Source organism: Pseudomonas sp. Z4-20, assembly GCF_051131955.1.
Classification (GTDB): domain Bacteria; phylum Pseudomonadota; class Gammaproteobacteria; order Pseudomonadales; family Pseudomonadaceae; genus Aquipseudomonas; species Aquipseudomonas marvdashtae.
Genome location: NZ_CP071641.1, coordinates 5054170 through 5069109, shown reverse-complemented (window position 1 = coordinate 5069109; position 14940 = coordinate 5054170). Strand labels below are relative to the sequence as shown.

Annotated in this window: 11 protein-coding genes; all 11 read left to right on the top strand. The window is 60.3% G+C overall.

From position 1 onward, the window contains the following. Window positions 1-93 precede the first annotated feature (93 nt). The gene (rnr, locus tag J3P82_RS23230; RefSeq protein WP_434558865.1) at window positions 94-2712 is read left to right on the top strand and encodes a ribonuclease R; all 2619 of its coding nucleotides are present in this window, start codon (window positions 94-96) and stop codon (window positions 2710-2712) included. Then, window positions 2709-3473 (top strand): 23S rRNA (guanosine(2251)-2'-O)-methyltransferase RlmB, encoded by a 765-nt coding sequence (rlmB, locus tag J3P82_RS23225; protein ID WP_434558863.1) that lies wholly within the window; start codon window positions 2709-2711, stop codon window positions 3471-3473. Before rnr ends, rlmB begins: the two co-directional genes overlap by 4 nt. 226 nt (window positions 3474-3699) lie before the next feature. Then, on the top strand, window positions 3700-4128 hold the full coding sequence (gene rpsF, locus J3P82_RS23220; RefSeq protein ID WP_025211554.1) for a 30S ribosomal protein S6: 429 nt from the start codon (window positions 3700-3702) through the stop codon (window positions 4126-4128). Between the two features lie 28 nt (window positions 4129-4156). Continuing rightward, on the top strand, window positions 4157-4387 hold the full coding sequence (rpsR, locus tag J3P82_RS23215; RefSeq protein WP_002551829.1) for a 30S ribosomal protein S18: 231 nt from the start codon (window positions 4157-4159) through the stop codon (window positions 4385-4387). A 36-nt stretch (window positions 4388-4423) separates the two neighbouring features. Continuing rightward, window positions 4424-5317, top strand: a complete 894-nt coding sequence (locus tag J3P82_RS23210; protein ID WP_186610740.1) for a hypothetical protein — start codon at window positions 4424-4426, stop codon at window positions 5315-5317. An 18-nt stretch (window positions 5318-5335) separates the two neighbouring features. Further along, on the top strand, window positions 5336-5782 hold the full coding sequence (gene rplI, locus J3P82_RS23205; RefSeq protein ID WP_003186385.1) for a 50S ribosomal protein L9: 447 nt from the start codon (window positions 5336-5338) through the stop codon (window positions 5780-5782). A gap of 117 nt (window positions 5783-5899) precedes the next feature. Next, complete coding sequence (gene dnaB / locus J3P82_RS23200; RefSeq protein WP_014336312.1) at window positions 5900-7297, top strand: replicative DNA helicase; 1398 nt, start codon at window positions 5900-5902, stop codon at window positions 7295-7297. Between the two features lie 115 nt (window positions 7298-7412). Continuing rightward, complete coding sequence (locus tag J3P82_RS23195; RefSeq protein WP_434558861.1) at window positions 7413-9713, top strand: YgiQ family radical SAM protein; 2301 nt, start codon at window positions 7413-7415, stop codon at window positions 9711-9713. A 346-nt stretch (window positions 9714-10059) separates the two neighbouring features. Further along, complete coding sequence (locus J3P82_RS23190) at window positions 10060-10977, top strand: NAD synthetase (RefSeq protein ID WP_434558859.1); 918 nt, start codon at window positions 10060-10062, stop codon at window positions 10975-10977. Then, window positions 10977-11432 (top strand): hypothetical protein, encoded by a 456-nt coding sequence (locus J3P82_RS23185; RefSeq protein WP_434558857.1) that lies wholly within the window; start codon window positions 10977-10979, stop codon window positions 11430-11432. The genes J3P82_RS23190 and J3P82_RS23185 overlap by 1 nt, the downstream gene beginning before the upstream one ends. A gap of 175 nt (window positions 11433-11607) precedes the next feature. Next, entirely contained in the window at window positions 11608-14901 is a 3294-nt protein-coding gene (locus J3P82_RS23180) for a DUF2126 domain-containing protein (protein ID WP_434558855.1), read from the top strand. Window positions 14902-14940: the final 39 nt, after the last annotated feature.

Below are 14940 nucleotides of genomic sequence, written 5' to 3'. Positions count from 1 at the left end.
AGACTTTAGAAAAGGCATCTGACGCTTGAAATTTCCCGTTTCATTACGCCTATGCCAAACTAACCCGCATATAGACAAGGTGAAAACTCTCTAATGGCCGATTGGCAGTCCCTCGATCCCGAGGCCGCTCGTGAAGCGGAAAAATATGAAAACCCTATTCCTAGCCGCGAACTGATCCTGGCGCACCTCGCCGATCGGGGGTCGCCTGCTAGCCGCGAGCAACTGGTCGAAGAGTTTGGCCTGACCACCGAGGATCAGCTCGAAGCCCTGCGCCGCCGTCTGCGTGCCATGGAGCGCGATGCTCAACTGATCTATACCCGGCGTGGCACCTATGCCCCGGTCGACAAGCTCGATTTGATCCTGGGCCGCATCGCTGGCCACCGTGATGGCTTCGGCTTCCTGATTCCGGACGATGGCAGCGACGATCTGTTCATGAGTCCGGCGCAGATGCGCCTGGTGTTCGATGGTGACCGTGCACTGGCCCGCGTATCCGGCCTGGACCGTCGTGGGCGCCGCGAAGGCGTGATCGTTGAAGTGGTGTCCCGCGCCCACGAAACAGTCGTCGGCCGCTATTTCGAAGAAGGCGGTATCGGTTTTGTCATTCCGGACAACCCGAAAATCCAGCAGGAAGTCCTGGTCACTCCGGGCCGCAACGCCAACGCTCAGGTCGGTCAGTTCGTCGAAGTAAAGATTACCCACTGGCCGACCCCGCGCTTCCAGCCTCAAGGCGATATCGTGGAAGTGGTCGGTAACTACATGGCGCCGGGCATGGAGATCGACGTTGCCCTGCGCACATACGACATTCCCCACGTCTGGCCTGAGGCGGTCCTGAAAGAGGCCGCCAAGCTCAAGCCGGAAGTCGAGGACAAAGACAAGGAGAAGCGCATCGACTTGCGCCACTTGCCGTTCGTGACGATCGATGGCGAAGACGCACGGGACTTCGACGATGCCGTCTACTGCGAAGCCAGGCCAGGCAAGTTGCGCCTGTTCTCCGGTGGCTGGAAATTGTACGTGGCGATTGCCGACGTCTCCAGCTACGTGAAGCTCGGCTCGGCGCTGGACGCCGAAGCCCAGGTGCGCGGCAACTCGGTGTACTTCCCCGAGCGCGTGGTGCCGATGCTGCCAGAGCAACTGTCCAATGGGCTGTGCTCGCTGAACCCGCAAGTCGATCGCCTGGCTATGGTTTGCGAGATGACCATCTCCAAGTCCGGCGAGATGACCGACTATTGCTTCTATGAAGCGGTGATTCACTCCCACGCCCGCCTGACCTACAACAAGGTCAGCGCGATGCTGGAAACGCCGAAGCTGGCCGAGTCGCGCAAGCTGCGTGGCGAGTACACCGATGTGGTGCCGCATCTCAAGCAGCTTTATTCGCTGTACAAGGTGTTGCTGGCGGCACGTCATGTGCGGGGCGCGATCGATTTCGAAACCCAGGAAACCCGGATCATCTTCGGCTCCGAGCGCAAGATCGCCGAAATCCGTCCGACCGTTCGCAACGATGCACACAAGCTGATCGAGGAATGCATGCTAGCGGCCAACGTGGCTACCGCTGAATTCCTGAAAAAGCACGAGATTCCTGCGCTGTACCGGGTCCATGACGGTCCGCCGCCTGAGCGCCTGGAAAAACTGCGAGCGTTCCTCGGTGAGCTGGGCCTGTCCCTGCACAAAGGCAAGGACGGCCCTTCGCCGAAGGATTACCAAGCCCTGCTGGCCAGTATCAAGGATCGCCCGGACTTCCACCTGATCCAGACCGTCATGCTGCGTTCCCTGAGCCAGGCGGTGTACAGCGCCGATAACCAAGGCCACTTCGGCCTGAATTACGAAGCCTATACCCACTTCACGTCGCCGATCCGTCGTTATCCCGACCTGCTCACGCACCGGGCGATCCGCAGCGTCATCCATTCGAAGATGGACACTCCGCACGTCAAGCGTGCCGGCGCGATGACCATTCCCAAGGCGCGCATCTATCCGTACGACGAAGCAGCCCTGGAGCAGCTCGGCGAGCAGTGCTCGATGAGTGAGCGGCGTGCCGACGAAGCGACTCGCGACGTAGTGAACTGGCTCAAGTGCGAGTACATGAAGGATCGCGTGGGTGAATCGTTCCCGGGCGTGATCACCGCCGTGACCGGTTTTGGCCTGTTCGTCGAACTGACCGATATCTACGTCGAAGGCTTGGTGCACGTCACCGCGCTGCCAGGCGACTATTACCACTTCGACCCCGTGCATCACCGCCTGGCGGGCGAGCGCACTGGCCGCAGCTTCCGTCTTGGCGACACCGTTGAAGTGCGCGTGATGCGCGTCGACCTTGACGAGCGCAAGATCGACTTCGAAATGGCCGAGAAAACCATCAGCGCGCCGATTGGTCGCAAGAAGCGCGGTGCCGAAACCGCGACGCCTGCGGCCAAGACCGCCGCCGAACCGGCACCGTCCAAGTCCGGGCGTCGCGGTCCGGCCAAGGAGAAGGCCGCCGAAGCCTATCGCCCGAGCGATGCAGCGGCGAAAAACGCCGAGCTGCGCAAAAGTCGTGAAATGAAGCAGGCGTTGCTGACCGAAGCCAAGAACGGCGGTAAAGCGTCGTCTGGGGGAAAGGCCGCAAGGTCGGCCCCGGACAAGGCGACCAGCAAACCGAGCAAGCATCGTAAAGGCCCGCCGAAAGCAGGCTCGGCCCCAGCCAAGAGTGGCGGGGCGCGTAAACCCAAGGCCAAGTCATGAGTCAGTTGGAGAAAATCTACGGCGTGCATGCCGTGGAGGCGCTGCTGCGTCACCACCCCAAGCGGGTCAAGCAGATCTGGTTGGCGGAGGGGCGTAGCGATCCGCGGGTGCAGACCCTGATTGAATTGGCCGGCGAAAATCGCGTGGCGGTCGGCCAGGCTGAGCGTCGTGAGATGGACGCCTGGGTCGAAGGCGTGCACCAGGGCGTCGTGGCTGAAGTCAGCCCGAGCCAGGTCTGGGGCGAAGCGATGCTCGACGAGCTGCTCGACCGAACCGAAGGCGCGCCCCTGTTGCTGGTGCTGGACGGTGTGACCGACCCCCACAACCTCGGTGCCTGCCTGCGTTCGGCAGATGCCGCCGGCGTGCTGGCGGTGATCGTGCCCAAGGACAAGTCGGCGACGTTGACGCCCGTGGTGCGTAAAGTCGCTTGCGGCGCGGCGGAAGTGATTCCATTGGTGGCTGTGACCAACCTGGCGCGCACCCTGGAGAAACTCCAGCAACGCGGCTTGTGGGTCGTGGGCACGGCGGGCGAGGCCGAAGTCAGCATTTATGACCAGGACCTGACGGGCCCGACCATCCTGATCATGGGGGCCGAAGGCAAGGGCATGCGTCGCCTGACTCGTGAGCATTGCGACTACCTGGTGAAGCTGCCGATGGCCGGCAGCGTCAGCAGCCTCAACGTTTCGGTCGCGACCGGTGTCTGCCTGTTCGAGGCCCAGCGCCAGCGTGGCGTCAAAACAGCCGCTTCGCGCAAGTTGTAAGCTTCAAGCGGCAAGTTCAGAGCTGATCGCGGTATCAGCTTGCCGCTTGTCGCTCGCTGCTTGCGGCTGTTCATTTGCCTTGCGCCGCCTTGAGCCCTTCTCTACAATTGCGCCCCTTGCTGTGATGGCAGGCACTTATGTGTCTAGCGTCCTCAAGTCCATAAGTGTCATTCACTCCTTGTCTGACCGTTTTTGAGCGGCAGGCTACAACCCGTAAGGAGCATTCATGCGTCATTACGAAATCATCTTTTTGGTCCACCCGGATCAAAGCGAGCAAGTCGGCGGCATGGTTGAGCGTTACACCAAGCTGATCGAAGAAGACGGCGGCAAAATCCACCGTCTGGAAGATTGGGGCCGTCGTCAACTGGCCTACGCAATCAACAATGTTCACAAGGCTCACTACGTGATGCTGAACGTTGAGTGCACTGGCAAGGCCCTGGCCGAGCTGGAAGACAACTTCCGCTACAACGATGCAGTGATCCGTAACCTGGTCATCCGTCGCGAAGAAGCCGTCACCGGCCAATCCGAGATGCTCAAGGCTGAAGAAAACCGCAGTGAGCGCCGTGAGCGTCGCGACCGTCCTGAGCACTCTGACAGCGCCGAAGGCGATGACAGCGATAGCGACAGCGACAACAGCGATAACGCTGACGAGTAATCCACGGACCTTTTAAGGAGCCAATCACATGGCACGTTTCTTCCGTCGTCGTAAATTCTGCCGCTTCACCGCTGAAGACGTGAAGGAGATCGATTACAAAGATCTCAACACTCTGAAAGCCTACGTATCCGAGACCGGCAAAATCGTTCCAAGCCGCATCACCGGTACCAAAGCTCGTTATCAGCGTCAGCTGGCCACCGCTATCAAGCGCGCCCGCTTCCTGGCCCTGCTGGCCTACACCGACAGCCACGGCCGCTGAGACCGGGCAGTCGACAAGTGGTAAGGGATTGAATGCATGCGCGCCTTAGCTGACTTCATCATGCGGGGACGTGTGCAGGCCACTCTGGTAGTGGCTGGATGTGCGGCATTGCCGTTGTTGTACTGGTTGGGTGCTGCCGCGGGTAGTCTTGTACTCCTGCGGCGCGGATTGAAGGACGCCTTGGGCGTTCTTGCTCTGGGGCTTCTGCCGGCTTTGCTCTGGTGGATGTATTCCGCTGACCCGCGCGCACTCATGGTGTTGCTGGGGTCTTCGGCGCTGGCGTTGGTATTGCGCGCCAGCGAATCCTGGAACCGCGTGCTGCTGGTCAGCATAGCGATAGGCGTGGTGTTTTCAGTGGTGCTCGGGGTGGCTTTCGCACCCCAGATCGAGATGCTGTCGCAGGCTTTGATAAAAATCCTGCCCGAGGCGCTCGGTGATCTCTACCAGAAGATGTCGGTAGAGGAGCAGGCGCGTTTCGCGTCCCTGATCGCCCCCGTCCTGACCGGCCTGATTGCGGCCTTGTTGCAGATCGTCAGTGTGCTGAGCCTGGTTATCGGGCGCTACTGGCAGGCGTTGTTGTATAACCCGGGTGGTTTTGGTCGCGAGTTTCGCGCCATCCGCTTCCCGCTTGGACTGGCGATGTTGCTGCTGGCGGGCATGCTTCTGGGGCCGAACTTCGGTCCGCAGATGGCCATGCTCACGCCGTTGTGCAGTGTACCGCTGGTGTTCGCCGCACTGGCCCTGATTCACGGGCTGGTGGCGCAAAAGCGACTGGCCAGGTTCTGGCTGGTGGGGTTGTACGTCACGTTGTTGCTGTTCATGCAGCTGATCTATCCGTTGCTGGTGGTCCTGGCCATCGTCGACAGCCTGATTGATTTTCGCGGTCGTATGGCGCCGAAAGACGCCGACAACGCGAACGGTGAAGGTTAAAAGTTAGAGGATTTTCACATGCAACTGATCCTTCTGGAAAAAATCGCCAACCTGGGCAACCTGGGCGATAAAGTAAACGTTAAGGCTGGTTACGGCCGTAACTACCTGCTGCCTTTCGGCAAAGCCACCGCTGCGACCGCTGCCAACCTGGCTGCGTTCGAAGAGCGTCGCGCTGAGCTGGAAAAAGCCGCCGCAGACCGTAAGGCATCGGCTGAAAGCCGTGCTGCCCAACTGGCCGAGCTGGAAGTGACCATCACTGCCACCGCTGGCGACGAAGGCAAGCTGTTCGGTTCGATCGGTACTCACGACATCGCTGACGCACTGACCGCCTCTGGCGTTGAAGTGGCGAAAAGCGAAGTTCGTTTGCCGAACGGCACCATCCGCAACGTAGGCGAATTCGACGTAGCCGTGCACTTGCACGCCGAAGTTGAAGCCACCGTACGCGTTGTCGTGGTAGCAGCTTAAGCAACACCTGTCGGCTGGTACCCTCGGGTGCTTGTCGGTAACATCGGGCACGATCCTGTCTACAGGTCGTGCCCTTTGTCTTTCTGCAATTCCTGATTTTCATAACCAGACGTGGCCATGAACGAAATCACCGCCCCCGAGCAATACGATCTGCAAACCGCTGCCCTGAAGGTGCCTCCGCATTCCATCGAGGCCGAACAGGCCGTGCTCGGTGGCCTGATGCTGGACAACAACGCCTGGGAACGTGTGCTCGATCAAGTCTCCGACGGCGATTTCTATCGGCATGACCACCGGCTGATTTTCCGTGCGATCGCCAAGTTGGCCGATCAGAACATGCCGATCGACGTCGTGACCCTGGCCGAGCAATTGGACAAGGAAGGCCAGACATCCCAGGTCGGCGGCCTCGGTTACCTCGGCGAACTGGCGAAAAACACGCCGTCGGTCGCCAACATCAAGGCCTACGCCCAGATCGTGCGCGAGCGGGCGACCTTGCGCCAGTTGATCGGCATCAGCACTGAGATTGCCGACAGTGCGTTCAACCCGGAAGGTCGCACCGCCGCTGAGATTCTCGACGAAGCCGAGCGGCAGATTTTCCAGATCGCCGAGGCCCGGCCAAAAACCGGTGGCCCGGTCAGCGTCAACGACCTGCTGACCAAGGCCATCGACCGCATCGACACCTTGTTCAACACTGACAACGCCATTACCGGCCTGTCCACCGGCTACACCGACCTCGACGAGAAAACCAGCGGCCTGCAGCCATCCGACCTGATCATCGTCGCCGGCCGTCCATCCATGGGTAAGACCACTTTTGCGATGAACTTGGTGGAAAACGCCGTGCTGCGCAGTGAAAAGGCTGTGTTGGTGTACTCCCTCGAGATGCCAGGCGAATCGCTGATCATGCGTATGCTCTCGTCCCTTGGGCGTATCGACCAGACCAAGGTCCGTTCCGGCCAGCTGGAAGACGACGATTGGCCGCGCCTCACCTCGGCGGTGAACCTGCTCAACGACCGCAAGCTGTTCATCGACGATACCGCAGGTATCAGTCCGTCGGAGATGCGCGCCCGAACCCGCCGCCTGGTGCGTGAGCACGGCGAGGTCGGGCTGATCATGATCGACTACCTGCAGTTGATGCAGATCCCCGGCTCTAGCGGCGACAACCGCACCAACGAGATTTCCGAGATTTCCCGTTCCCTCAAGGCCTTGGCCAAGGAATTCAACTGCCCAGTCGTTGCCCTTTCGCAGTTGAACCGTTCCCTGGAACAGCGCCCGAACAAGCGCCCGGTGAACTCCGACTTGCGGGAATCCGGAGCGATCGAGCAGGACGCCGACGTCATCATGTTCGTTTACCGTGACGAGGTGTATCACCCGGAAACGGAGCACAAGGGCATCGCCGAAATCATCATCGGCAAGCAGCGGAACGGTCCGATTGGTTTCATCCGCCTGGCGTTTATAGGCAAGTACACGCGCTTCGAGAACCTGGCGCCGGGCAGCTACAATTTTGATGACGACGAATAACCTATCCGCTTAATCCGCCTTTGTGGCGAGGGAGCAAGCTCCCTCGCCACAATTGGTCAAATTTTGTGCTATATTCCGCGCCCGCGATTTTTCATCTTCTATACCGGTCATCGACATGCAAGCAGCCAAGCCGTTATTTGACTATCCCAAGTACTGGGCCGAATGTTTCGGGCCAGCGCCATTCCTGCCGATGAGCAGGGAGGAGATGGATCAGCTTGGCTGGGATTCGTGCGACATCATCATCGTGACCGGTGATGCCTACGTCGATCACCCGTCGTTCGGCATGGCGATCATCGGCCGGCTGTTGGAAGCCCAAGGCTTTCGCGTCGGGATCATTGCCCAGCCGAACTGGCAGTCCAAAGACGACTTCATGAAGCTCGGCGAGCCCAACCTGTTCTTCGGCGTCGCGGCCGGCAACATGGACTCGATGATCAACCGCTACACCGCCGACAAGAAAATCCGCTCCGATGACGCCTACACGCCAGGTGGCCTGGCCGGCAAGCGGCCGGACCGTGCGAGCCTGGTCTATAGCCAGCGCTGCAAGGAAGCCTACAAGCACGTGCCGATCGTACTCGGCGGCATCGAAGCCTCCCTGCGCCGCATCGCCCATTACGATTACTGGCAGGACCGGGTGCGCAACTCGATCCTGATCGACGCCTGCGCCGACATCCTGCTCTATGGCAACGCCGAGCGGGCGATTGTCGAAGTCGCCCAGCGGCTGTCCTATGGCCACAAGATCGAAGACATCACCGATGTGCGCGGCACCGCGTTTATCCGCCGTGACACGCCGCAAGGCTGGTACGAAGTCGATTCCACGCGCATCGACCGTCCGGGCAAGATCGACAAGATCATCAACCCGTACGTCAACACCCAAGATACCCAAGCCTGCGCCATCGAGCAGGAGAAGGGGCAGGTCGAGGACCCGAGCGAAGCCAAGGTCGTGCAAATCCTGGCCAGCCCGAGAATGACCCGCGACAAGACCGTGATTCGCCTGCCGTCGGTGGAAAAGGTTCGTGGCGACGCGGTGCTCTACGCCCACGCCAACCGCGTGCTGCACTTGGAAACCAACCCGGGTAACGCCCGCGCCTTGGTACAGAAGCACGGCGACGTCGACGTCTGGTTCAACCCGCCGCCCATTCCGATGACCACCGAAGAAATGGACTACGTGTTCGGCATGCCTTACGCACGTATCCCCCATCCGGCATACGGCAAGGAGAAGATCCCGGCCTACGAGATGATCCGTTTCTCGGTGAACATCATGCGTGGCTGCTTTGGCGGCTGCACCTTCTGCTCGATCACCGAGCACGAAGGCCGAATCATCCAGAACCGTTCCGAAGAGTCGATCATTCGCGAGATCGAAGAGATCCGCGACAAGGTCCCGGGCTTCACCGGGGTCATTTCCGACCTCGGCGGCCCGACCGCGAACATGTATCGCATCGCCTGCAAGAGCCCAGAAATTGAATCCGCGTGCCGCAAGCCGTCCTGCGTGTTCCCTGGCATCTGCCCGAACCTGAACACCGACCACTCTTCGTTGATCCAGCTGTACCGCAGCGCACGGGCACTGCCAGGGGTGAAGAAGATTTTGATTGCCTCCGGCCTGCGCTACGACCTGGCGGTCGAATCGCCGGAATACGTCAAGGAGCTGGTGACCCACCACGTCGGCGGCTACTTGAAAATCGCGCCGGAGCATACCGAGGAAGGTCCGCTCAACCAGATGATGAAGCCGGGCATTGGCAGCTATGACAAATTCAAGCGGATGTTCGAGAAGTACTCCAAGGAAGCCGGGAAAGAGCAGTACCTGATTCCGTACTTCATCGCGGCCCACCCGGGCACCACCGACGAAGACATGATGAACTTGGCGCTGTGGCTCAAGGGCAATGGCTTCCGGGCCGACCAAGTGCAGGCGTTCTATCCGTCTCCAATGGCCACCGCCACCGCCATGTACCACTCGGGCAAGAACCCGCTGCGCAAGGTCACCTACAAGAGTGATGCGGTGACTATCGTCAAGAGCGAGGAGCAACGCCGCCTGCATAAGGCCTTCTTGCGTTATCACGACCCGAAAGGCTGGCCGATGCTGCGCGAGGCATTGACCCGCATGGGCCGCGCCGACCTGATCGGGCCGGGCAAGAACCAGTTGATCCCGCTGCACCAGCCGGCGACCGACAGCTACCAGAGCGCTCGTCGCAAGAACTCGACGCCAGCCGGCAGCCACAAGGTAGCCAAGGAAACCACCAAGATCCTGACCCAGCACACCGGTTTGCCACCGCGCGCGAGCGACGGCGGCAATCCTTGGGACAAGCGCGAACAAGCCAAGGCCGCCGCGTTTGCCCGCAACCAGCAGGCCGCCAAGGAGCGCAAAGACGCGGCGAAGGGCAAAGGACCCAAGCCCGCACGCAAGCCAGTCGTGCCGCGCTGATCGCCAGAGCTACAACGTAGAACGCCAGCCTTGAGTGCTGGCGTTTTGCTTTCTAGCGAGGGTGCTGGCCGTTTGTTATCGTGGCGACCGGCGATGTCAGTCAATTAAGTGCAATCAAACCGGACACAGCCTTTGTGGCGAGGGAGCTTGCTCCCGCTCGGCGGCGAAGCCGTCGTAAACCGGCTGGCGCGGTCTGCCTGAAAGATTGCGCCAGTTCATTTGGGACTGCTTCGCCGCCCAGCGGGAGCAAGCTCCCTCGCCACGGGTTTCAGTGTCGATCCCGATACCCTGTGGGGCCCACACAGACAATTAAAGTCTCACCCATCGATTCTCAAGGACGATTCATATGAGTACTCCTTTGCCGGGCATCGGCATGGACAACAGCATCTCCCAGATGATGGCCCGCCGCCGCATCGAAAGCCTGATCAACCTGCCGCGCCTGTTCGCTGCCATTGATGCCGATCCGGGCATTGTCGGCGCGGGTGTGGTGTACATCGACGCTGAATTCAACGTAGTGACGTTGCGTGAGTTCAAGCCAATTTGCAGCATCAAGCCCAAGCGGATCATCTTGCGCGAGGCGCAGAAATATATTGCACCGGCTCAGTTTGCTGACCAGGTAACGAACAACCCGCGTGAGTCTCGCTTGGTAGGGGAGGCCGTCAATACGACGTTATCCTGTGCTGGCGCCATTTTGGGATGGATTGTGGTGTTCAGTGGCACTATCGCAGTTCCGTTTACTGCTGGGGCTAGCTTGGTCGTCACAGCCATTGGGGTCACTGCCGCCTCCGCGAGCACGGCACAGTGCGTGGTTGGAGGCATGCGAACGTACAACGAGCTCAACGATCCATCAGCTAACGATGATATGGACAGTGAGGATTGGTATCGCTACGCGATGCCTGTGCTGGATGCTGCATCGCTGTTGGGGGCTGGAGCGTCTACGTTAACCACGCTCAAACTTCTGCAAGCCAGGAAAGTCTCGACCGGCAAAAGTTGGTATGAGCTTTCAAAAGGTTTGACCCGACAACAACGAAAGGCATTGACCAAAGAATTGTTGACGCTGAAGGACCCAAGCCTGACGAATAAATTGTTAAAGCTTCGACAACGTTCTGGGACGCTAGCAAAGCGTTTCACGGCCACTCAGATTAACCATGCAACCGTGACCCAGATTCGCGATTCTCTGGGGGCTGCTATCGGCCTGACGGGCAGTAGCTTGTCTGGAAATCTGAAGACCATCGCCGTGGGGCTGTATGAGGAAATTGAATAATGGATCGCAAGCATTCATTGAACGCGTTCCTTGCGCGCTATTTCCCGACCTTCATCTGCGCTTTCTTTCTAGCCTGTTTTGCCTTGTCCGCTTCGATTTCATTGGCCTCAAGTACTTATTTTCGAGGCGATCCTGAACGGGGAAAATATTCTTTTCTGATTGCCTTGATGCTATCCCTGCTTTTGGCGTTGAGTCATTTCGTCATGATCAGAGGACGAACTTGGGGTGTTCGTAGCATTGTTGTGTTCTATCTGGTGTGCCTTTTCACTGTCCTTCCCACCTACGGCTATAACCCGCACCCCATCGCCTATATAACTGGATTGTTGTTTCCCTTGCTGGGATTGCTGTTACTCAACAGCAAGCGACACCGAGAAATGCGCGGCAAGCTCGTGGAGATCCGCCACCAACGCGAACGCATCATCAAGTCCGCCAAAGCCTCGCGCCCGCGCCGCTGAGTCGATCCGCCGGCGCCTGCGCCGCATTTATGTGCGGCCTGTGCAGATCAATACAGGCATCGCGCGGTTTTAGTGCTCTACTGCCTTGAGTAGAAGTAGAAAGTGTCCGACCTGCCTGCATGGCATAAGTCTTGCGCCGCTTTCGATAACGCCCAGGCTCCGCAGGAGGCACGCCGTGTCGATCCATGTCGCTTTGCACCATGTCACGCATTACCGCTACGAGCGCGCCGTCGAGCTCGGCCCGCAGATCGTCCGCCTGCGCCCGGCCCCCCATAGCCGCACGCGGATACTTTCGTATGCGCTGAGGGTCTCGCCCGACCAGCACTTTATCAACTGGCAGCAGGATCCTCAGGGCAACTACCTGGCGCGACTGGTGTTTCCGGAAAAAACCGCTGAGCTGCGGGTCGAAGTCGATCTGGTCGCCGAAATGGCGGTGTTCAATCCGTTCGATTTTTTCCTCGAGCCCTACGCTGAAAAAATTCCGTTTACCTACGCCCCCGACGAAAAGCATGAGCTGACGCCTTATCTGGAAAAACTGCCGCTGACGCCCAGGTTCCAGGCGTATCTGGACGGCATCGACCGCACCCCGCTGCCGGCGGTGGATTTCCTGGTGGCGTTGAACCAGCGCCTGAGCGAAGACATCAGTTACCTGATCCGCATGGAGCCCGGCGTACAGACGCCGGAGCACACCTTGGAGCATGCGTCCGGCTCCTGCCGCGACTCGGCCTGGTTGCTGGTACAGCTGTTGCGTCACCTGGGGCTGGCGGCGCGTTTTGTTTCCGGTTACCTGATCCAACTGACCGCCGACGTGAAAAGCCTCGACGGCCCATCCGGTACGGAAGTCGATTTCACCGACCTGCATGCCTGGTGCGAAGTCTATTTGCCGGGGGCCGGCTGGATTGGCCTGGATGCCACGTCCGGGTTGTTCGCCGGCGAAGGACACATCCCATTGGCGTGCAGTCCCGATCCGTCCTCGGCTGCACCGATCAGTGGCCTGGTGGAGCCTTGCGAGTCCGAATTCAGCCACGAAATGTCCGTCGAGCGCATCTGGGAGGCGCCGCGGGTGACCAAGCCATACACCGAAGCGCAATGGTTCGAGATCCAGGCGCTGGGCCGACAGATCGATGCCGACCTGCTGGAGGGCGATGTGCGCCTGACCATGGGCGGTGAGCCGACCTTCGTCTCCATCGACGACCCGGACGGCGCCGAGTGGAATACCGCCGCGCTGGGACCAGACAAGCGCCGGCTCTCCGCCGAGCTTTTCCAGCGTATGCGCGCGCACTACGCGCCCCAGGGGCTGGTGCACTTCGGCCAGGGCAAGTGGTACCCCGGCGAGCAATTGCCGCGCTGGTCGCTCAATTGCTACTGGCGCCGTGACGGGGTGCCGATCTGGCGTAACGACGCGTTGATTGCCGACGAGCAGCAGGACTACGGCGCCGATGGCGAACTCGCTGGACGTTTCCTGGCGAGCGTCGCCGAACGCTTGAACATTCCCGCGCGATTCGTGTTTGCGGCCTACGAAGATAATTTTTATTACCTCTGGCGCGAAGGCACGTTGCCTTCGAACGTGACGGCCGAAGATTCTCGGCTGGAAGAACCTTTGGAGCGGGCACGGTTGCGCAAGGTCTTCAATCAAGGATTGGACAAGGTAATCGGCCAGGTCCTGCCACTGGCTCGCACCGCGAAGGGCAATCAATGGCAGAGCGGCCGATGGTACCTGCGCGACAACCATTGCAGGTTGGTACCGGGCGATTCTCCCCTGGGCTATCGCCTGCCACTGGCGTCCCAGCCGTGGGTGACGGCGGCTGAATACCCGTTCATCCATCCCACCGACCCGAATCAGGATTTGCCCGAGTTGCCCGACACTTCGCACCTGGCCGATCACGGCGAGCCGGCGCTGGAGCAGGAGCGCGCGCCGAAGATCGACGAATCGGCCGATTGGCTGACCCGCACCGCTTTGTGTGCCGAGGCCAGGGAAGGACGCCTGTATCTGTTCATGCCGCCGCTGGAGCGGGTCGAGGATTATCTGGAGTTGGTCAGCGCAATCGAGGCGACGGCCGAGGAGCTCAATTGCCCGGTCCTGTTGGAGGGCTACGAGCCGCCGAGCGATCCGCGCCTGAGCAATTTGCGCATCACGCCGGACCCAGGCGTCATCGAGGTCAACGTACAGCCGTCGGCAACTTGGGATGAGTTGGTCGAGCGCACCGAATTTCTGTACGAGCAAGCGCGGCTGAACCGACTGACCACCGAGAAATTCCTGATCGATGGCCGGCACACAGGCACCGGTGGCGGTAACCATTTCGTCCTCGGAGGCGCGACGCCGGCTGACTCACCTTTCCTGCGCCGTCCCGACTTGCTGCGCAGCCTGATCAGCTACTGGCACAACCACCCGTCGTTGTCCTACCTGTTTTCCGGCTTGTTCATCGGCCCGACATCCCAGGCGCCCCGCGTGGACGAAGCGCGCAACGACTCGCTGTACGAACTGGAAATCGCCTTCGCGCAAATGCCCGAGCCCGGCGAAGCGTGTGCGCCCTGGCTGGTGGATCGGTTGCTGCGCAACCTGCTGATCGATGTGACGGGCAATACCCACCGCGCCGAATTCTGCATCGACAAGCTCTATTCTCCGGACGGTGCCACCGGGCGACTCGGCCTGTTGGAATTGCGCGCTTTCGAAATGCCGCCTCACGCCCGCATGAGCCTGACCCAGCAATTGCTGTTGCGGGCATTGGTCGCGCGGTTCTGGCGCGAGCCCTACGCGCCGGCCAAGCTGGCACGCTGGGGCACTGAGCTGCATGACCGCTTCTTGCTCCCGCATTTCATCGAGCAGGATTTCGCTGACGTCATCGCCGAGCTCAATGTCGCCGGTTATCCGCTGCGCGCCGAGTGGTTCGCCGCGCACTTGGAGTTCCGGTTTCCAAAGGTCGGCGATTATGCGGTCAACGGCATCGAGCTGCAGTTGCGTCAGGCGCTGGAGCCTTGGCATGTGCTGGGGGAAGAGGGGGCGGTAGGCGGCACGGTGCGCTATGTGGATTCGTCCCTGGAACGCTTGCAGATCAAGCTCAGCGGCCTGGCCCCGCAACGGTACCTGCTGACTTGCAATGGCGTGCCGGTTCCCTTGCAACCCACCGGTCGGGTGGGCGAGTTCGTCGCCGGGGTGCGTTTTCGCGCGTGGCAACCGAGCAATTGCCTGCAACCGACCATCCCGGTCCATGCGCCGCTGGTCTTCGATCTACTCGACACCTGGATGCAGCGTTCGCTGGGCGGATGCCAATATCACGTGGCGCATCCGGGCGGGCGCAACTACGACAGCCTGCCGGTGAACGCCAACGAAGCGGAGAGCCGGCGGATGGCGCGTTTCTTCCGGATCGGACACACGCCTGGGAAACTTCCGATACCCAGCCTGGCGGTGGATGACGAGTTTGCGCTCACTCTCGATCTGCGACGTTTTAAGGCCGCGTTGAAAAATTAACCAGACCGTGGCGAGGGAGCTTGCTCCCGCTCGGTTGCG

Excerpts from the sequence above, each read along its gene's own strand:
- rlmB (WP_434558863.1), top strand. The coding sequence starts at position 2,709 with ATGAGTCAGTTGGAGAAAATCTACGGCGTGCATGCCGTGGAGGCGCTG.
- J3P82_RS23185 (WP_434558857.1), top strand. The coding sequence starts at position 10,977 with ATGGATCGCAAGCATTCATTGAACGCGTTCCTTGCGCGCTATTTCCCG.
- rpsR (WP_002551829.1), top strand. The coding sequence starts at position 4,157 with ATGGCACGTTTCTTCCGTCGTCGTAAATTCTGCCGCTTCACCGCTGAA.
- rpsF (WP_025211554.1), top strand. The coding sequence starts at position 3,700 with ATGCGTCATTACGAAATCATCTTTTTGGTCCACCCGGATCAAAGCGAG.
- rnr (WP_434558865.1), top strand. The coding sequence starts at position 94 with ATGGCCGATTGGCAGTCCCTCGATCCCGAGGCCGCTCGTGAAGCGGAA.
- rplI (WP_003186385.1), top strand. The coding sequence starts at position 5,336 with ATGCAACTGATCCTTCTGGAAAAAATCGCCAACCTGGGCAACCTGGGC.
- J3P82_RS23210 (WP_186610740.1), top strand. The coding sequence starts at position 4,424 with ATGCGCGCCTTAGCTGACTTCATCATGCGGGGACGTGTGCAGGCCACT.
- J3P82_RS23195 (WP_434558861.1), top strand. The coding sequence starts at position 7,413 with ATGCAAGCAGCCAAGCCGTTATTTGACTATCCCAAGTACTGGGCCGAA.
- J3P82_RS23190 (WP_434558859.1), top strand. The coding sequence starts at position 10,060 with ATGAGTACTCCTTTGCCGGGCATCGGCATGGACAACAGCATCTCCCAG.
- dnaB (WP_014336312.1), top strand. The coding sequence starts at position 5,900 with ATGAACGAAATCACCGCCCCCGAGCAATACGATCTGCAAACCGCTGCC.